At 62.8% G+C, this 19152-nt stretch carries 16 protein-coding genes; 13 read left to right on the forward strand and 3 right to left on the reverse strand.

Annotated features, from left to right (window positions below; translation table 11 throughout):
* Nucleotides 1-73 precede the first annotated feature (73 nt).
* Nucleotides 74-1009 carry a LysR family transcriptional regulator gene (locus AC1Q7F_RS27215; RefSeq protein WP_492511697.1) on the reverse strand — a complete coding sequence of 312 codons (936 nt, stop codon included), beginning with the start codon at nucleotides 1007-1009 and terminating at the stop codon, nucleotides 74-76.
* A 203-nt stretch (nucleotides 1010-1212) separates the two neighbouring features.
* On the opposite strand from AC1Q7F_RS27215, the gene AC1Q7F_RS27220 reads away from it, so the two are divergent.
* The 10 genes from AC1Q7F_RS27220 to AC1Q7F_RS27265 all read left to right on the forward strand — a co-directional run bounded on the left by AC1Q7F_RS27220 (nucleotide 1213) and on the right by AC1Q7F_RS27265 (nucleotide 12134).
* Nucleotides 1213-2580: an aldehyde dehydrogenase family protein gene (locus tag AC1Q7F_RS27220; protein WP_492511698.1), complete on the forward strand. Its 1368-nt coding sequence runs from the start codon at nucleotides 1213-1215 to the stop codon at nucleotides 2578-2580.
* On the forward strand, nucleotides 2577-4145 hold the full coding sequence (locus AC1Q7F_RS27225) for an ABC transporter substrate-binding protein (protein WP_492511737.1): 1569 nt from the start codon (nucleotides 2577-2579) through the stop codon (nucleotides 4143-4145). Before AC1Q7F_RS27220 ends, AC1Q7F_RS27225 begins: the two co-directional genes overlap by 4 nt.
* Nucleotides 4146-4246: 101 nt before the next feature.
* Nucleotides 4247-5428, forward strand: a complete 1182-nt coding sequence (locus AC1Q7F_RS27230) for a DSD1 family PLP-dependent enzyme (protein WP_492511699.1) — start codon at nucleotides 4247-4249, stop codon at nucleotides 5426-5428.
* The gene (locus tag AC1Q7F_RS27235) at nucleotides 5428-5832 is read left to right on the forward strand and encodes a RidA family protein (RefSeq protein WP_492511700.1); all 405 of its coding nucleotides are present in this window, start codon (nucleotides 5428-5430) and stop codon (nucleotides 5830-5832) included. The genes AC1Q7F_RS27230 and AC1Q7F_RS27235 overlap by 1 nt, the downstream gene beginning before the upstream one ends.
* Before the next feature lie 20 nt (nucleotides 5833-5852).
* On the forward strand, nucleotides 5853-6566 hold the full coding sequence (locus AC1Q7F_RS27240) for a cupin domain-containing protein (RefSeq protein WP_492511701.1): 714 nt from the start codon (nucleotides 5853-5855) through the stop codon (nucleotides 6564-6566).
* 43 nt (nucleotides 6567-6609) lie between these two features.
* On the forward strand, nucleotides 6610-7932 hold the full coding sequence (locus AC1Q7F_RS27245; protein ID WP_492511702.1) for an NAD(P)/FAD-dependent oxidoreductase: 1323 nt from the start codon (nucleotides 6610-6612) through the stop codon (nucleotides 7930-7932).
* Between the two features lie 38 nt (nucleotides 7933-7970).
* Nucleotides 7971-9173 (forward strand): acetyltransferase domain-containing protein, encoded by a 1203-nt coding sequence (locus tag AC1Q7F_RS27250; RefSeq protein ID WP_492511703.1) that lies wholly within the window; start codon nucleotides 7971-7973, stop codon nucleotides 9171-9173.
* Nucleotides 9174-9245: 72 nt separating this feature from the next.
* Nucleotides 9246-10106 (forward strand): GNAT family N-acetyltransferase, encoded by an 861-nt coding sequence (locus tag AC1Q7F_RS27255; protein WP_492511704.1) that lies wholly within the window; start codon nucleotides 9246-9248, stop codon nucleotides 10104-10106.
* A 49-nt stretch (nucleotides 10107-10155) separates the two neighbouring features.
* The gene (locus AC1Q7F_RS27260) at nucleotides 10156-11436 is read left to right on the forward strand and encodes an NAD(P)/FAD-dependent oxidoreductase (protein ID WP_492511705.1); all 1281 of its coding nucleotides are present in this window, start codon (nucleotides 10156-10158) and stop codon (nucleotides 11434-11436) included.
* Between the two features lie 452 nt (nucleotides 11437-11888).
* Nucleotides 11889-12134, forward strand: a complete 246-nt coding sequence (locus AC1Q7F_RS27265) for a transposase (protein WP_492511706.1) — start codon at nucleotides 11889-11891, stop codon at nucleotides 12132-12134.
* A 62-nt stretch (nucleotides 12135-12196) separates the two neighbouring features.
* On the opposite strand, the gene AC1Q7F_RS27270 is transcribed toward AC1Q7F_RS27265, so the two are convergent.
* Entirely contained in the window at nucleotides 12197-12844 is a 648-nt protein-coding gene (locus AC1Q7F_RS27270; protein WP_492511707.1) for a TetR/AcrR family transcriptional regulator C-terminal domain-containing protein, read from the reverse strand.
* Nucleotides 12845-12932: 88 nt separating this feature from the next.
* Here AC1Q7F_RS27270 and tet(30) point away from each other — a divergent pair, with 88 nt between their 5' ends.
* Nucleotides 12933-14135 carry a tetracycline efflux MFS transporter Tet(30) gene (gene tet(30), locus AC1Q7F_RS27275; protein ID WP_492511708.1) on the forward strand — a complete coding sequence of 401 codons (1203 nt, stop codon included), beginning with the start codon at nucleotides 12933-12935 and terminating at the stop codon, nucleotides 14133-14135.
* Here the strand turns inward: tet(30) and AC1Q7F_RS27280 are convergent.
* On the reverse strand, nucleotides 14132-14461 hold the full coding sequence (locus tag AC1Q7F_RS27280) for a DUF1905 domain-containing protein (protein ID WP_492511709.1): 330 nt from the start codon (nucleotides 14459-14461) through the stop codon (nucleotides 14132-14134). The genes tet(30) and AC1Q7F_RS27280 overlap by 4 nt on opposite strands.
* Nucleotides 14462-14816: 355 nt before the next feature.
* Here AC1Q7F_RS27280 and hsdR point away from each other — a divergent pair, with 355 nt between their 5' ends.
* Both hsdR and AC1Q7F_RS27290 read left to right on the forward strand, forming a co-directional pair.
* Nucleotides 14817-18410, forward strand: coding sequence for a type I restriction-modification system endonuclease (gene hsdR / locus AC1Q7F_RS27285; protein WP_492511710.1), 3594 nt, complete (start codon nucleotides 14817-14819; stop codon nucleotides 18408-18410).
* 28 nt (nucleotides 18411-18438) lie between these two features.
* On the forward strand, nucleotides 18439-19149 hold the full coding sequence (locus tag AC1Q7F_RS27290; RefSeq protein ID WP_492511711.1) for an FRG domain-containing protein: 711 nt from the start codon (nucleotides 18439-18441) through the stop codon (nucleotides 19147-19149).
* Nucleotides 19150-19152 lie beyond the last annotated feature (3 nt).

The raw sequence follows: 19152 nt of genomic DNA on the forward strand, positions 1-19152 counted from the left end.
TCCGTTCACAACACCAACCCGATGTCCCATTTGTTTCGATGACGGACGGGCGTGGAAATCCTGCACTGCATGCTCATCCTGAACCATTTCCGTTTTGTGCTGTGGAGTGCAGCCAAGGTGGCGAGGCCAGTGCTTCCCGAAGCGATTGAAGAAATACGTTGGCGCGGCTGCTGCGGCCCCGGCGCGCGTGCACCAGCGCTACCACATCGGCTGACGGCAGGGACCATTGCGGTAGAAGCCGATGCAACTTTTCAGTAGCAAGGTCCCTGGCCACGTCCCATTCGCTTCTCACGATGATGCCTGCCCCTGAAAGCGCCCAGTCGCGAATAACCTCGCCATCGTTGGTCGACATGGTTGGGTTGATCCTTACCGTCGCACCGCCCCGCGTCGGGTGCGTAAAACGCCACAGCGTTACATCTTCATTATTTTCCCGCAGGGCCAGACAGCGATGCAGGGCAAGATCCTCCGGCCTTTCAATGGGTGGATGGCTGGCCAGATAGTCCGGTGCCGCGCAAAGAAGGCGGCGATTGGGGGCCAGAGTCGTCACCAGCCGGTCACTTTCCGGCAAGGCGCCGATATGGACGACGATGTCCCAGCTTTCCGACATCTGACGTATCGGGCTGTCCGACAGTTCAAGGGTGACGGCAGCGGCCGGATGGCACTGTGCGAATTCCTGGACAATGGGGGCGATATATCGCCGCCCGAAACCGTGAGGAGCGGCGATCCGTAGATGCCCCCGGACTTGCGTCGTCCGTCGGGCGAGGCGTTCGGAAAGGTCATCCATCGCTTCAATGATCGTGCGCCCCTCCGATGCCAGGAGTTCGCCCTCGTCGGTGAGATTCAGTCCGCGTGAGGTGCGGTCGACCAGATTGACTCCGACGCGCAGTTCCAACGCGCGCAGCCGCTGGGTTACCGCGGGCGCGGTGACATTCAGGCGCCGCGCAGCCTCCGCTAAAGACGGGGAAGCGGCGATCATGGCGAAGAAGGTCAGATCCTCCGTGGAGATCATAAGGCTAGCCTTAACCAAACATAAAGCATTAGTTAATTGTCGAGTTCATGTTTTTACATGATCCTTTCCTTGACGCAATGCCCCCGGGACCCACGGTTCCGTTCTCCGTCGTTGGCATCAAAAGGTGGATTATGGCGTTTATGGTCTGCGATCGGCATTATATTGGGGGCCGCTGGGCGGTCCCGGCCATATCCGGGGATCTGATGCCGGTCGTCGACCCGGCGACACAGCGGGAGGTCGGGCAGGTGGTGTCCGGCAGCACCGATGATGTCGATCTTGCCGTGGCAGCGGCGCGTGCGGCCTTTCCAGCATTCTCCATCACGCCGGTTGCCGACCGTGTGGCGCTGCTGGGCAGGATCCTCCGGCTGTTGGAGGAACGGGCCGAGGATATGGCGCGGGCCATCAGCCGGGAAATGGGCGCGGCCATCAGCTTTGCACGCGCCTCCCAGGTTCCTTTCGGCATTGCGCATGTCAGGGCCGCCATCGAGGTGCTGGGGACCTATGCCTTCATCCGCCGGCAGGGCACGACGGCGATCATCAAGGAGGCGATCGGCGTCTGTGGGCTGATTACGCCGTGGAACTGGCCGCTGTATCAAATTACCGCCAAGGTGGCGCCGGCCATCGCGGCGGGATGCACGATCGTGCTGAAGCCCAGCGAGTTGTCGCCGTTCAGCGCCAATCTGTTCGCCCGGATCATGCATGATGCCGGGACCCCGCCGGGCGTTTTCAACCTTGTCCATGGCACTGGTCCACAGGTGGGCGCCCCGCTTGCCGCGCACCCGGATGTGGACATGGTGTCGATCACGGGGTCGACCCGCGCCGGCATTCTGGTGGCCCATGCCGCAGCCCCGACGGTGAAACGGGTCACGCAGGAACTGGGCGGGAAATCGCCCAACATCCTGCTGGACGATGCGGATTTTGACCGTGTCGTGCCGTTGGGCGTGGCGGCGGCCTTTCGCAATGTCGGTCAGTCCTGCAGCGCCCCCACCCGTATGCTGGTTCCGGCCGGCCGGTTGGCACAGGTTGAGGCGTTGGCCGCGAGGGCCGCCGCCGCCATGACGGTCGGCGATCCGATGGACGAGGCCACGGTCCTGGGGCCCGTCTCCACCGCAGCGCAGTTCGACAAGGTGCAGGCCATGATTGCCATCGGCCTGGCGGAAGGGGCGAAGCTCATCTGCGGCGGGCTCGGGCGGCCTGAGGGGCTAGAACAGGGATACTTCGTTCGGCCGACAATCTTTTCCCAGGTTCGGTCAACCATGCGCATCGCCCAGGAGGAGATATTCGGGCCGGTCCTCTGCCTGATCCCCTATGCCGACGAGGAGGAGGCGGTCAGCATCGCCAACGATACGGTTTATGGCCTGGGTTCGCACATCCAGTCCGCCGATCTTGATCGCGCCCGGCGGGTCGCGTCGCGGATCAGGGCCGGACAGGTCCACATCAACCATCCGGCTTGGGACGCGCACGCCGCCTTCGGTGGCTACAAACAGTCCGGAAATGGCCGCGAATATGGGGAATTCGGCATGGAGGAGTATCTGGAGACCAAGGCCGTTCTGGGCTATTTCCCGCAATGAGCGGCGGCAGGATTAACCGCCGGGTTCTGCTGGGCACAGCCGGTGCCGGGTTGGCAGTGGCCGGAACCAAACTGCTGGAACGGCCCTCCAGGATCACACCCCCGCCCGCCGCCGGTTCATCCCAGCCGCGTGCGGGCGGCCGGATCCGGGTGGCAGGGACTTCATCATCGACAGCCGACACGCTTGATCCCGCCAAAGGGGCGCTGGGCACCGACTATGTCCGGCATTTCATGCTGTATAGTGGCCTGACCGAACTGGACCGCGACCTGAACCCCTATCCGGCACTGGCGGAAACGATCGTTAGCGATAATCAGCTTGTATGGCATGTGAAGCTGCGCCAGGGCGTACAGTTTCACGATGGCAAAAGTCTGGATGCCGCCGATGTCGTCTTCGCCCTGATGCGGCACAAGGATCCAGCTGTTGGCTCCAAGATGTTGCAGATCGCTAGACAGTTTAAAGAGGTCAAGGCCACGGGTCCGCTGGAACTGTGGATCGAGTTGACAGGCCCCAACGCGGATTTGCCGACGATCCTGGCCCAGTCGCATTTCCTGATCGTGCCTGAAGGGCAGACGGATTTTTCCACTGCCAACGGCACCGGCCCCTTCCGGCTGGTCGAGTTTCAGCCCGGCATCCGAACCATCGTCCGCCGCAATGACAATTTCTGGAAGCCGGGCAAACCCTATCTTGACGAGATCGAGCTGATCGGTATCCCGGATGAGGTCAGCCGGGTCAACGCGCTGCTGTCGGGTGATGTGCATCTCATCAATGCCATGAACCCCCGATCCGCGCGGCGCGTTCGGGAAGAACCGGGATATGGGATCATTGAGACCAAGTCCGGGCTCTACACCAATCTCATCATGCGGCAGGATCACCACCCGACATCGAACCCCGATTTCGTGGCAGCGATCAAATATCTGTTGGACCGGCCCCTGATCAACAGGGCGATGTTCCGGGATTACGCGACCATCGCCAATGACCACCCGATCCCGCCATTTCATCCCTATTATCGCGATGACCTGCCGCAGACGGGCCTGGATATCGATCGTGCCAAATGGCACCTGCAGCGGGCCGGTCTGGTTGGCGTGCGCCTGCCAGTCTACGCGTCGCCTGCTGCGGAAGGGTCGGTGGACATGGCGTCGGTTCTTCAGGAGTACGGGGCTCGCGTGGGCCTGCAACTGGCGGTAAACCGCGTGCCGGCCGACGGCTATTGGTCGACCCACTGGATGAAGCATCCGATGGGCTTCGGTAACAGCAATCCGCGCCCGACGGCGGATATGATCTTCAGCCTGTTCTACAAATCCGACGCGGTCTGGAATGAGTCGGGTTGGCGAAATCCCCGGTTCGACAGCCTGCTGCTGGAAGCGCGGGGGGAATCAGACCACGCGCGGCGAAAGCAGCTCTACGGCGAGATGCAAGGTCTTGTGCGGGACCATTGCGGCAGCGCCATCCCCGTCTTCATCAGCCTGCTGGATGGTTATGACCAGCGTTTGAAAGGGCTGTATCCCGTCCCGTTGGGCGGGTTCATGGGCTACACCTTCGCCGAGCATGTGTGGTGGGATGCCTGAGGCATTAAGCCCAGCCTTATCCAATCATGCAGAATCCGTTAATTGTCCCGCTCTCTTCGCGGGAGCAAAAATGTCATCACCTTATCTGCGAGGACTTATCTGTGACGTACACGGACATCCCGCCGAACCCCGATATGGCTTCGGCGCCGGTCCGCCTGGCGGACCTTGAAACACCCTGTCTGATCCTGGATGCCGACCGCCTTGAGCGCAACGTCGCGCACCTGCGGCAGCGGCTTTCATCCTTGGGTGTTTCGCTGCGCCCGCATCTCAAGACGGCAAAGTCGGTTGATGTGGCGCGTCGGGTGATGACTAGCCCGGAAGGTCCGGCAACGGTCTCCACGCTGAAGGAGGCCGCCCATTTCGCGGCAGCAGGCGTCAAGGACATGATCTATGCCGTCGGCATCGCCCCGGGCAAGCTGGCCAAGGTGCTGCAGCTTCGCCGGGACGGCGTTGATATTGCTGTGGTCCTGGATACGGTGGAACAAGCCGAAGCCGTGGCGGCCGCGTCGCGGGCGGCGGGCCACGCCATCCCGGCCCTGATTGAGATCGATTGCGACGGCCATCGGTCGGGCGTCCTTCCCGGCGATGCCGCGCGTCTGTTGGCCATCGGGCAGACCCTGGTCCAGGGGGCGGAACTGCGTGGCGTGCTGACCCATGCGGGGGCCAGCTATGGTGCGCGCACCGACCAGGCACTGGTCGATGCGGCCTCCCAGGAACGTTGCGCCGTTGTCCAGGCGGCCGGAATCCTGCGCGATGCCGGCCTGCCGTGCCCCGTGGTGAGCCTGGGTTCCACCCCCACGGCGCATTTCGCCACCGACCTTGCCGGTGTCACGGAAGTGCGTGCCGGTGTGTTTGTCTTCTTCGATCTGGTGATGGCCGGCATCGGTGTCTGTAAGGTGGACGATATCGCCCTGTCGGTCCTGGCCACGGTGATCGGGCATCAGCGGGAGAAGGGCTGGGTGCTTGTCGATGCCGGCTGGATGGCGATGTCGCAGGATCGCGGCACCGCCAAGCAGCCGGTCAGTCAGGGGTACGGGCTGGTCTGCGACAGCAGCGGCACCCCCTATGCCGACATCATTCTGGCCGATGCCAACCAGGAGCATGGGATCGTGACCGTACGGCCCGGCTCCGGGGCGACGTTGCCTGACCTGAAGATCGGTGACCGTGTGCGTATCCTGCCCAACCATGCCTGTGCCACGGGAGCCCAGCATGCCGGATATCAGGTCGTGCGGGGCGCATCCGATATTGTCGAGGCCACCTGGCCGCGCTTCGGAGGCTGGTGATGGCTGGTATTGAGACCATCCTGACGGATAAGGCGCCAGCGCCCGCGGGGCATTATGTGCAGGCTGTGCGTGCCGGGAATACGCTCTATATCTCCGGACAATTGCCGATCCGGGCCGATCGTCAGTCCCTGGCCGATACCGGTTTTGAGACGCAGACCCGTCAGGCCCTGGCCAATATGTTGGAAATCCTGAAGGCGGCAGGCGGAACACCGGCGCAACTGGCCCGGGTGACCGCCTATATCGTGGGCGTCGCCAACTGGCCGGAATTCAACCGCATCTATGCGGAGATGCTGCCCGGTGCGCGGCCGGCGCGGACCGTCGTGCCGGTGTCCGAGCTTCACTACGGCTTTCTGGTGGAAATCGATGCCGTTGCGTATCTGCCGACGCCTGTCCATACGCCCTGATCCATAAAAGGAAATCGACCATGACCAGCACCGAATGTCCTTCCTTTGTGGATTTGGAATCCCTGGCCGCAACGCTGGCGCCGGACGCCGGGCTGGAGCCCTTCGGGTCCGGGGCAAGGCTGCTTCCCGTGCGCGCCGGTCCTTGCGAAATCTTCGTCACATCGGTTGCCGCCGGCGAAGGCGCGCATGTCGAGGGTCGTGGTGATACCTGGATTTTCGTCAGGAAGGGCACCCTCACCCTCGACGCCGGGCCGCAAAGGGCCATGATCGGCCCGGGAACCAGTGCCGTGATCTCCAAAGGCACAGCGTTCCACTGGCATGCCGCCCAACCGGTTTCCATCATCGGTATGCGATATCTGGATGCGGTCGAGGAGGGCAGGGGCATCAGCGTGATCGACAATGCCGCGACCCTGGTTGCCTCCAACCCGCCGGCGGATGAGGTTCTGACCAGCGAAAGACCGTCTTGTCGTTCCCATAATGCCTTCCGTTCCGCCAGCGGGGAGTTCCTGTGCGGCACCTGGGATTCCACGCCTTATCAGCGGATACCCATCTTCTTCCGCCACAGTGAACTCATGCATCTGCTGGAGGGTGAGGTGACCTTCACCGATGAGGCCGGACGGACGGGCACCTTCCGTAAAGGTGACACTTTCATCATCGAGCAGGGTGCCCGCTGCAGCTGGGCCAGCTTTGTGCATGTCGCCAAGATCTATGCGCAATTCAAGCCGGTCGCGTGACGCCGGCGTTTGACCGGTCCGATATCAGATATTGAGGCTATCCATGGTTCCCGCCGTTCGAACCGTTGCCAGCGACGAAACCCTTCCCCCGTCCGTCGATGTCGTGGTGATCGGCGGCGGCATCGTCGGCACGGCGTCCGCCTATTATCTGGCAAAGCGCGGCCTGTCCGTGGCGTTGCTGGAGAAAGGCCATATCGCCTGCGAACAGTCCAGTCGGACCTGGGGCTGGTGCCGTCAGCAGAACCGTGATCCCCGCGAAATGCCCCTGTCGATCCTGTCCATGTCGCTCTGGGACGGGCTGGCGGTGGAGATCGGCCAGGATCTGGGATTCCGCCGCACCGGTCTGGTCTATGCGACCGACGATGCCGCCATGCTGGCCGGGTGGGAGGCCTGGGGGCCGACAGCGCAGGCGTTCGGTGTTGAAACCTACATGCTGACCGGGGCGCAGGCCGCACAGCGCATTCCGGAAACTCGCCGCAAGTGGGTGGGCGGCCTGCACTCCGTCGCGGATGGCAAGGCGGAACCCGCCTGGGCGGCACCGGCCCTGGCCGAAGGCGCGCGCGCGCGCGGCGCCACCATCCATCAGAACTGTGCCGTGCGCGGCCTGGACATCACCAATGGCCGCGTGACGGGTGTGCATACCGAAAAGGGCAGCATAAGGGCGGATGCGGTCCTGTGTGCCGCCGGGGCCTGGGCCTCCACCTTCCTGGCCCGGCACGGCGTGGTGTTTCCCCAGGCCAGCGTGCGCCAGACGGCGTTGCGCACAAAGCCGACCCGTGATGTCGGCGACGTGGTCTATTGCCCCGATCTGGCCATGACGCGGCGCCTGGATGGCAGCTACACCCTGGCGATCAGCGGGCGGGCGACGCTGGAACTGACAGCGCAGGGCATACGCTTCGCACGTGAATTCCTGCCGCAATTCATCAAGCGCCTGAAGGCGGTGCAGATCGGGGTCGGCAAGTCCCTGTTCGCCGGGCCGGAATCTCTTCCATCCTGGCTGGGCAGCGATGAAAAGATGTTCGAGCGTCAGCGCGTGCTGGACCCGGCCCCTAACCGGCGGCTGGTTGAGGCCATCATGGACAATGTGAAGGGCACCTTCCCCGAACTGGCCGGGATCGAGATCGACCATGTCTGGGGCGCCTATGTCGATTGCACGCCCGATGCCGTGCCGGTTGCGTCCGGCATCGATGCGGTCGGCGGTCTGTTCCTGGCGGCTGGCTGTTCGGGGCACGGGTTCGGCCTTGGACCTGGTATCGGCTACCTGATGGCGCAGTTGATCAGCAACGAAACACCATCCATCGACCCCAGCCATTTCAACCTGTCACGGCTGGTGGACGGGTCGACCATCCAGGTCGGTTCGCTTTAGGACATTTCAATCAAACAGACAATTCCAGGGGGCACAACATGGGCACGATCGCTATGTCCGCTTCCGGACAACAGCAATCCGGCATAATCGGAACCGTCATAAAATCAGCGGGGGCACGTCTGCGCAGCATTGATGCGCTGCGTGGCTTTGTCATGGTGGTGATGCTGCTGGATCATGTCCGGGAAACATGGTTCCTGCATGTCGACATTGCCGATCCGGTGGACGCAACGACCATCATGCCGGCCCTGTTCTTCGCCCGGCTGGCCGCCAGCCTGTGCGCGCCGATCTTTGTGGCGCTGACCGGTCTTGGTATCTTTCTGTATGCCCGCAATCACACGGCCCAGGAAACGACCTCCTATCTGCTGAAGCGCGGCCTGCTGCTCATGGCGATAGAGGTGTTTTTCCTGTCCCCACTTTACTGGGGGATCGCACAGCCGACGCTATGGCTGCAGGTCATCTGGTGCATCGGGGTGTGCATGATTGTGCTGGCCGGTCTGGTCCGGCTGCCGCTGGCCACGCTGATCGTGCTGGGTCTGGTGATCGTCGCGGGCCACAATCTGCTGGATCCCATTCGTCTGGCCCCGGATGCGCCGTTTCACTGGCTCTGGGCCCTGCTGCATCAGCGCGACCTGCTTACCCTGCCCTTCGGGCTGGTGGCCAAGACCAGCTATCCCGTACTGGCCTGGATCGGTGTGATCCTGCTTGGTTTCGGGATCGGGCCCTGGTTCCTGCCGCATGTGTCGGTCCAGGTCCGTCAGCGCCGGTTGCTGCTGCTGGGTGTCGGCATGATCGCCCTGTTCGTTGGCCTGCGCCTGCTGAATGTCTATGGCGACAAGCCTTGGTTTGTCGTTGATGGTGATCCAGCGCGGACGATGATGAGCTTCATGTCGCTCACCAAGTACCCGCCATCGCTGGATTTCCTGCTGTTCACGCTGGGTGTCGGGGTGCTGCTGCTGGCCTTCTTTGAGCGTATCCGCGAGGCCGGTGTCACCAGCGCCCTGGCGGTTTTCGGCGGCGCCCCGATGTTCTTCTACATCTTCCATCTGGCGATGTTGCGCGTGCTGTACCATACGGCGCTGGCCATCTGGGGTCCCAACCACGGAACGCTGTTCGGTTTCGACAGCTATGGCTGGGTGTTCGCTTGGTATCTGGGCCTGATCATCCCCTTCTATATACCGACGGTCTGGTTCTCGCGGCTGAAGGCACGGCGCAAGGACATCGCCTGGCTCAGATATTTCTGATCGGTACCGGCTTCGATCGGGCGCGTTCACTGCCCCGGCTTGGCCGGTGAAGGACGTCAAAGGGAAGATGTGATGGCTGTTTCTGAATCCGCGGCGGCCCCGCTCCGACTGGTTACATTGACGGCGGCGCATCTGCCGCAGGGATTGGCGCTGTCACAGGCGCTGCAATGGCCTTACCGGCTGGAGGACTGGGCATTCGCCCTTGCGCTGGGGAACGGTGTTGCCGTCGAGATGGAGGGCCGGCTGGTGGGAACGGCGCTGTGGTGGCCCTATGGCGACCAGCACGCATCGGCCGGAATGATCATCGTCGCTTCCTCTGCACAACGCCGGGGTATCGGCAAGGCCCTGATGGATGCGTTGCTCGAACAGGCTGACGGCAGGACGATCATCCTCAACTCGACATCGGAAGGGCTGGCGCTCTATGCGCGGCTCGGTTTTGTCGCCGATGGCGCCGTACACCAGCATCAGGCGGTGCTTGCGACCATGCCGGTCGTGGAGCCTGTTGACGGTCATATCAGGGACTTCCGGGCGGGTGACCTTGCTGCCATCCATGCCATTGACCTGGCGGCAAGCGGGATGAATCGTGCGAACCTGATCGGCGCCCTGGTCCGGACAGCGTCCATCCGGGTGATTGAGCGGGCGGGTACGGTCTGCGGCTATGGTTGTGTTCGCCGATGGGGGCGGGGTGTCGTTATCGGGCCGGTGGTGGCGGGTGATGTAACCGTGGCCCGCGCCTTGATCCTTGACCTGATGACCAAGCAGGTGGGCGGTTTTGTCCGCATCGATGTCACGGCTGCCAGTGGTCTCTCGGCGTGGCTGCGGGATCTCGGCTTGCCCAAGGTCGGGGAAGTTACCGCCATGGTGCGCGGAATTCGACCGCCGTCCGATGGTACTGTAACCCTGTTTGCGCTTTCTAATCAATCGCTTGGCTGATTTCCAGGCTGACCCTTGTCAGCGGCGATATGGTTGAGGAGTTCCGGTGATGAAGATGACTTCCTATTGGCTGGATACGACCACGCCCTTCGGTGCCGCAATGCAGGGCGGTCCGGAAGGAAAAGCCGATGTTGCTGTCGTTGGGGCGGGTTTCACAGGTCTGTCGGCCGCTCTGGCCCTTGCCAGGAAGGGCGCCAAGGTGGTGGTGCTGGAGGCCGGGCGGGTTGCCAATGCCGCCTCAGGCCGCAATGGCGGCATGTGCAATAATGGCTTCGCCCAGGATTATTATTCTCTGTCCATGGCGCTGGGCCGGGACAGGGCGAACAGATATTATCGCGCCTTCGATGCCGGCGTCGATCTGGTGGAAAAGATCATCACCGAGGAGGGTATCGACTGCCATTTCAAACGCCTCGGCAAACTGAAACTGGCCGCCAAGCCCGCCCATTACGACAAGATCGCGCGCTCTCAGGAATTGCTGTCGCGGGATGTCGATCCCGACACCTGCATGGTACCACGGTCGGAAATGCGGGCCGAAATTGGCTCTGACCGCTATTTCGGCGGCATGCTTTTCAAGAAAAGTGCCTCCCTGCATATGGGACAATATGGTCAGGGCCTGGCAGCGGCGGCGGCGCGCCACGGTGCGTGGATTTACGAGAACAACCCTGTCACCGGGCTGCGTCGTGTCGAAGGGCAGGTCCATGAAGTAACGACGCCCAACGGAAGCATCCGGGCCAATCAGGTCCTGTTGGCGACCGGCACATCGCGGATCGGACCGCTCGGCTGGTTTCGCCGGCGGATCATACCCGTCGGGGCCTATATCATCGTGACGGAGCCCCTGCCGGTCAGCCTGCTTGACCGGCTGACCCCCAACCGTCGCAACACCACCGACACGCTGAACTTCGTCAATTATTTCCGGATTCTGCCTGACAATCGGCTGCTATTCGGCGGACGTGCGCGGTTTTCCAGCGCCAGTGATCCGGTATCGGATGCAAAAAGCGGAGCCATTCTGCGGCGCTCAATGGTGAGGCTTTTCCCCGAACTGGCGGATGCCCGTATCGATTATTGCTGGGGTGGCATGGTGGAAATGACGCGGGACCGGCTGCCACGGGCGGGTGAACGCGACGGTCTCTTCTACTCCATGGGCTATAGCGGGCACGGGACTCATATGGCGACCTATATGGGTGCGGTCATGGCAGACGTGCTGGACGGTCGTGCGGACCTCAATCCCTGGCGGGACATGGACTGGCCCGCCATCCCCGGCTATTTCGGCACGCCGTGGTTCCTGCCTTTTGTCGGTGCCTATTATCGATATCTGGACATTGCAAGATAACTGATCGACCGTGATAAAGTCCTCCTTTTGGGATGGTCTGATATCGTGACAGACCTCCGTCATGCTGCAACTTTTTAGTGTGTTTGCGCGAATTTACAGGGAACCTGTTGTGACCGGGTTATAATCGGTAATCCCACCACAACGGGAGGCGCTGGAACATTCGTGAAGGAATTGTTCTGGTCAGATAATGACGGTTAGGTCGGCATACCATCGGTCAAATCCTACCCCCGCATCCGAACTTAAGCCGTTGATCCTCAACAAGGATCAACGGCTTTTGTCATTCTTGGGCCAGCCTACCATACACCCCGCAGGTATCCCGCACGGCTGACGCTGGCTTCTGACTGGGCCAAATAGGAGATGCATGTATGACGGAAGACATGGGGCGTGACCATGTCGGGATCGAGGCCCACCGCTTCTGCTGCCGATGCGAATGACCTCTTCAGGTCTTTGATATGGCGGTTGTGGGGACCATACTCGAAAACGTGAGTATTTGTCCGCCGGCGTGCGTAGCGCAGGAACCGAAGCAGCCGAACCGTGCAGAGGATAAGGTGTGGCTTGTCGAGGAGGCGTATCAGCCTGGTGTCGTGGTTCGGGATGTGGCGCGACGTCTGGGGCTTCATGAAAGCCTTTTATATCGCTGGCGTCAGGAGCTTCGGGGTCGGGCTTGGCGGCCCTGGACACGGGCTTCATGCCGGTGACGATGATGACGGAGCCATCGTCCGTGATTGGTGAAGCTGCCCCGGAGACTATGGTCCCCCCGTCATCCCGCCTGCTTCAACCGCAGCCTCTCGCGGATGCCATCCACCAGATAATTCAGCCCGCTTTCGAACACGGCTTCGGTATTGACCGTTCCGACCCTGTTGAATGTCGCCAGCGCCTGGGTGAGCAAGGGGAACGGCGCCAGTTCCGCCATGAAATCATCCTTCGGCGCCGCCTGATCCATCAGATTGCGTTCACGCTCGCCCTGTTCCTCCAGCACATAGCCGACGACATAGCGTGTGACGCAGATGGCGATCCCGAACGCCTCCTCCGCCGTGAACCCCGTATCGACGTAAAGCGCCAGGACCTTTTCGGCGTCGGCAAATTCCGCCACGGACGGGCGCGTGCCGGCGGTCAGCCGCGCGCCGTCGCGCACCGACAGCAGGGTCTTCCGGATGCTGCGGGCATTGGCCAGCGTGAATTCCGCCCAATCCTGGCCAGGCCGGGGCAGCCGATCGGCATGGTGGCGCAGCAGCATCTCCGAATTGATGGCATCCAGCAGTTCCGACTTGTTGCGGAAATGCCAATAGAGGGCTGGCTGCTGCACACCCAGCCGCTCCGCAAGCTTGCGGGTGGACAGCTTGTCGATCCCCACCTCGTTCAGCAGCGACAGCGCCGCATCGACAATATGATCGCGTCCGATGGCCATGAAGCAATGCACCCCTTGACTTATCGGCGATAAGGGAGCTTATCACCGATAAATTTATCACTGATAAAGTCTATCCGGACGCTCCGCCATGAACAAGGCCCTTATCGTCATCCTGTCGACCGTCGCCCTTGATGCCATCGGCGCCGGGCTGATCTTTCCCATTCTGCCGGACCTGCTGAAGCAGGTGACGGGGGGCGACGATATCGGCCTGCTGTACGGGGTGATGCTGGCTACCTTCGCCATCATGCAATTCGTCTTCTCGCCCGTTCTGGGTGCGCTCAGCGATCGTTTCGGCCGGCGGCCGGTCCTGCTGCTGTCCCTGGCCGGCACCTTTCTCGACTATCTGGTGATGACCTTCTCGCCGCTGGGCTGGGTGCTGGTTGTCGGGCGGGCCATGGCGGGCATCACCAGCGCCAACATGGCGGTGGCCAGCGCCTATATCACCGACATCACCCCCGCCGAACAGCGCGCGTCGCGGTTCGGGCTGATCGGTGCGGTGATGAGCCTTGGCTTCATTATCGGCCCTGTCATCGGCGGCGTCATGGGGGCCTGGTGGCTGCGCGCGCCGTTCCTTCTGGCCGCCTTGTTCAATGGGCTCAACCTGCTCGTCGCCCTGTTCGTCCTGCCGGAAAGCCGGCAATCACGGTCCGGCGGTTTCGCGCTGAAGGATTTCAACCCGCTGGCGCCCCTGGTCTGGCTGTGGAACTTCAAGCCGCTGCTGCCGCTGGTCACCGCTTCGGTGGTGTTCGGTCTCGTGGCCGCGATACCGGGGACGATCTGGGTGCTCTATGGCGCTGAGCGGTTCGGTTGGGACAGCGTGCATATGGGCCTGTCATTGTCGGTCTTCGGAGTCAGCGGCGCCCTGTCCCAGGCATTTCTCGTCGGCCCGCTGTCGCGCCATGTCGGTGATCTCGGCACGCTGATGATCGGCGTCGCCTTCGACATGATCGCCTATGTGCTGATGGCGTTCGCTGATCAAAGCTGGATGGGCTATGCCGTGGCCCCCCTGTTCGCGCTGGGCGGCGTCGCCATGCCGGCGCTGCAATCGCTGCTGACCAGCCGGGTCGGCGATGACCAGCAGGGTCAGTTGCAAGGCGTCCTCGCCAGCCTGATGAGCTTGGCCGGCATCGCGGGACCGGCCTTGACCACGGCCTTGTTCTTCTCGACCCGGACCATCTGGATCGGTACGATATGGCTGGTCGGTGCGGGGCTTTATCTTCTGGCATCACCACTTTTTGCAACCATCCGGCAGCACAAAGCCATGGCGACTGTTCATGTCACCGGCAGTTAATCCCAGAGGCTGCCGTTCGCCGTCACCCGAATTTCGACCGTCACCTCGTCCCCCAGACAGATCGCGCCCGTCTTTCTGACGGCTGCCTTCAGGGGCAGCAGATAACCGCCATCTTTGGGAAACAGGGCTGTCGTGAAGGACGCGTCATTCACGACAGCCTGAACAGGCACCACGCCCCAGCCATAGCTTGCCAGGCGGGCCGCATGGCGCACGTCGCCCACCCGGTCGGGCGGCAGCGCGATGAAGAAGAACGGCGCCGGACCACGCCATTCGATGACGGTTCCAACGAAGGTGAAATGAGCGAGTGGGGGGATGTCGGACGGCATGGCACCAGTCTATTGCAATTCAAGAGCAGGGGATAGTTGCGGTACCTACACATGCCATAATCGTTGTTCTGGTTCTGTCCCTAGTTGCCACGATGCGTGACGAAAGTCTGTAAAGATCGATGAGGGACCTGATGGCTGGAATGACATACAACAATAAAAAGACACAAACAAAACAAGAACATAAATCACCATAATGCCGATTTGATAGCCTCCAATCGTCACATGGAATGATGTCAACGAGGAAAACACACCGACCTTCGATGAAAATCTGAACATATGTACGTCATTGCTTGTACTGTATCCTTCATTGGTTGCTGTTGGGCAGGGGGAGCGACGCTGGAGATACAATTTTTCAGTGTCGGATGCCTCTGCTTGCACCTTCATCGGCAATTGCTGCATCATCCAGTATCAACCAACAGCATTCGTTCGTGCCGCCTTGACTGTTCCCCGCACCCCCAATTTCGCGTTTCTCGCTGTGCATTCGGCGCAGCTTGTACGCCTGGGTGCAGTGGCGGAGCGGAATTTCGTGGAGGACCCGTCCACGACGCTGGTCAAGCTGCGGCAGCTCGGCGAACTGATGGCCCATCTGCTGGCCGCCCGCGCCCGCATCCTGGGCACGCCCGACGAGCCGCAGTTGGAACGTTTGCGGCGGTTGCAGGATCGCGGTGTGCTGCCGCGCCCAGTGGCGGACCTGTTTCACCAGTTGCGTCGCGCCGGCAATGCCGCCGTCCATGCCCTGGATGGCGACCATCAGCAGGCGCTGGCCCATCTGAAGATCGCGCATCAGCTGGCCGTCTGGTTCCACCGCTCCCTGGGCGACCGCGCGTTCCAGCCCGGTCCCTTTGTCCCGCCACCCAACCCCCGCGCTGAAACCGCCGCCTTGCAGCGGGAGTTGGAACGGTTGCGGGCGGAGGCGACGGCCAGCCGTAGTGCGGCCGAAAGGGCCCAGGCCGAAGCGGACGCCGCCGACCAGGCCCGCCTGAGTGCCGAGGAACGGGCCCAGGTCGCAGAGACGGAGCGTGCGCAGCTGGCCATCCTGGCGGCCGAACTGGAGGCCGGGCGACAGGCAGCGCTGGAGCAGGCGCAGGCCATGCAGGCGGCCCCGCTGCCCGCCGATGCCATGCCCCTTGCCGACGCGGCGGAGATGGCGGCCCGCGAATTGTCGCTGGATGAGTTCGAGACGCGAAAGCTGATTGATGCGCAGTTGGCAGACGCGGGGTGGGAGGTGGATAGCGCCAGCCTGACCTATGCCGCCGGCGCCCGCCCTGCTCGCGGGACCCATCGCGCCATTGCCGAATGGCCCACCCCGGATGGTCCCGCCGATTATGTGCTGTTCGCGGGATTGACGCCGTTGGCCGTGGTGGAGGCCAAGCGCCGCGCGTCCGACGTGCCCGGCGCCCTGGTCCAGGCCGCGCGGTACAGCCGCCATTACCAGGGGCAGGCAGACGAGGTGCCGGCTGCCGGCGGCCCCTGGGACGGGCACCATATCCCCTTCCTGTTCGCCACCAATGGCCGGTCCTATCTGCCACAGCTGCGCACGGCCAGCGGCATCTGGTTCCGTGATGTGCGGCGGGCAGAGCATGCGGCCCGCCCGCTGGAGGGCTGGTACAGCCCCGCCGGCCTTCTGGACCTGCTGTCCATGGATGTGGCGGCGGCACAGGCGGATCTGGCGCGGCAGGGCTTTACCTATAATTTCGGCCTGCGCGATTATCAGGTCCGCGCCATCCAGGCGGTGGAGCGCAACTTGGCGGCGGGTCGGCGCAGCCTGCTGGTCGCCATGGCCACGGGCACGGGCAAGACCAAGACCTGCATTGCCATGCTGTACCGGTTGCTGGCGGCCAACCGCTTCCGTCGCATCCTGTTCCTGGTCGATCGCACCGCCCTGGGGGAACAGGCGGAAGGTGCCTTCCGCGACACCCGCATCGTGCAGATGCAGCCCTTCGCCGATATCTTTGAGGTCAAGGCCATCGGCGACACCGTGCCCGAAGCCAGCACCAAGGTGCATATCGCCACCGTGCAGGCCATGGTGAAGCGGATCATGTTCGCTCCCGATGGCACCAGCCCACCGCCCGTGGACCAGTATGACTGTATCATCGTCGATGAATGCCATCGCGGCTATCTGCTGGACCGGGAGGCGACGGCGGATGAGCTATCGTTCCGCAACGAGAATGATTACCGTTCAAAATACAAGGCGGTACTGGATCGTTTTGATGCCGTGCGTATCGGCCTGACGGCCACGCCGGCCCTGCATACCACGGAAATCTTCGGGCCCCCCGTCTTCCGCTATGGCTTGCAGGAGGCGGTGATCGACGGCTGGCTGGTGGACCATGCCCCACCGCAGCAGGTGCTGACCCAGCTGCGCGCCGGCGGCATCCATTGGCAGGCCGGGGAAACGGTCCCTCTGTTCGACCGGGTGGCGGGCACCCTGACCGATCATGAATTGCCCGACGACCTGGATTTCGCGGTGGAGCAGTTCAACCGCCAGGTCATCACCCAGCCCTATAACGCCGCCGTGGCGGAGGGCATTGCCGAGCAGATCGACCCGGCCCTGCCCGGCAAGACCCTGGTCTTCGCGGTGACGGATCAGCATGCCGACATCCTGGTCGATGAAATCCGCACCGCGATGCGCGCCCGCTATGGCACGCTGGAGGAGGCGGCGGTGGAGAAGATCACCGGGGCGGTGGACCGCCCCAGCCAGCGTATCCGCGCCTTCAAGAATGAACGCCTGCCCAGCATCGTGGTGACGGTCGATCTGCTGACCACGGGCATCGACGTGCCGGAGATTGTGAATCTGGTCTTTGTGCGCCGCGTGTCCAGCCGCATCCTCTATGAACAGATGATCGGCCGCGCCACGCGGCTGTGCCCGGAGATTGGCAAGATCGAATACCGCATCTTCGATGCCGTCGGCATCTATGCCCAGATGCAGGCGGTCAGCGCGGTCAGGCCCGTGGTGGCCAATCCGACCATCCGATTTGGGCAGTTGCTGGAGGAATTGAGCGAAACCGTGGGTCTGCCCCCACCCGCCCCCCCGGAACCGGACGGCATGGCAGAGGCGGCGGACGGTTATGACAGCGGCCCGCCCCCCGGCACCGACAGCGCCGATCCGGCTGCCGACCCCGACGCCACCCGCCGCGCGGAGAAGGCCTGCTATCTGCTGGATCAGATCGTGGCCAAGATGCAGCGCCACCGCCATCGCTATCAGCGCGACGATGCGCGCGCCGAATGGTTCAGCCATCTGGCCGGCGGCTTGTCGCCCACCGATCTGGTCACCCGCCTGCGCCACGCCACCCCGGTGGAGGCGGCGGGTATGCTGGCCAACCTGACCCCGCTGATTGACTGGCTGGACCGGGCGGGGGAGATGGGGCCTGTGCGCCTGCCCGTGTCGGACCATGCCGACACCTATCTGGGCACGGCCCAGGGCTATGGCCCCGGCTTCACCCGGCCGGAGGATTACCTGTCGGCCTTTGAGAATTTCCTGAAAACCCAGATCAACGCCATCCCGGCGCTGACCATCATCGCCCAACGCCCGCGCGACCTGACCCGCGCCCAGTTGCGGGAGATCAGGCTGCTGCTGGAGGAAAAGGGCTTCAAGGAGGCCGACCTGCGCGCCGCCTTCCGCGACGCCCGCCATGTCGACGTCGCCGCCGGCATCATCGGCTATATCCGGCAGGCGGCGCTGGGCGACCCGCTGATCCCCTATGAGGCGCGCGTGGACCGGGCGTTGGCGGCGATCCTGTCGGAACGGGCCTGGACCTCGGTACAGCGGCAATGGCTGGAACGGATAGCGCTTCAAATGAAGCGGGAAGTGGTGGTAGACCGCGACAGCCTGGACAGCGGACAGTTCAAGGCCGCCGGGGGTGGGTTTGCACGGCTGGATCGGGTGTTCGGGGGGGAGTTGCTGAATGTTCTCTCCCGGATGGTCAACGGCTTGTGGCAACAGGCGGGCTGATATGGCTGTAAAATTTAACACAAAACTGATGAGTGAGCAGAAGGACTGCTGGGCCGACTTCATGGCTTTCATCGGCAAGCGCGAGACGTCCAACTGGATGTTCAGGGGGCAGGGGTCCGTGTCATGGTCCCTTCGTCCAAAGGTCGGGCGGGCGCAGTCCTGTCCAGTGGGCAAGTACAACCCCCTGTATGAAAAACGCATTTTCGATACGTTTAAGCGGCGGGCGCGGGGCTATGGCAATATCAGCGTCGCCAGTGACTGGGAAATGCTGGCCATCGCCCAGCACCATGGCCTGCCGACCCGCTTGCTGGACTGGACCAGCAACCCCTTGGTCGCAGCCTATTTTGCTGTCAAGTCGCACGACGATGCTGGGTTGACGGAGCCGGCGGCCATTCATGCCGTCAAGATCGGTAAGACACTGATCCTGCGGACGGAGGATGAGCCCGACCCGTTTCTGGTCAAGGATGTGAAGTTCCTGGTCCCGTCGACCAGCGATGCCCGCCTCGTGTCGCAACGAGGTTTTTTCACCATACATGGAACGCCGGACGAGGATTGGCCTCTCACCAAAATGGAGGAGAACCGCTTCGAGGTTCCGGCCCACCATGTGCCCTATTTCCGCAAAAAGCTCTTCTATCTTGGCATTGACCCCTCCCATATAATGGCGGACCTGGACGGTCTTTGTGAAACGCTGAGCTGGCAATATAGGCGCGGCATCGCTGTCGGCGACGTCAGCTACTGAGGA

Source organism: Niveispirillum sp. GW835-FHT14G11 (assembly GCF_058793615.1).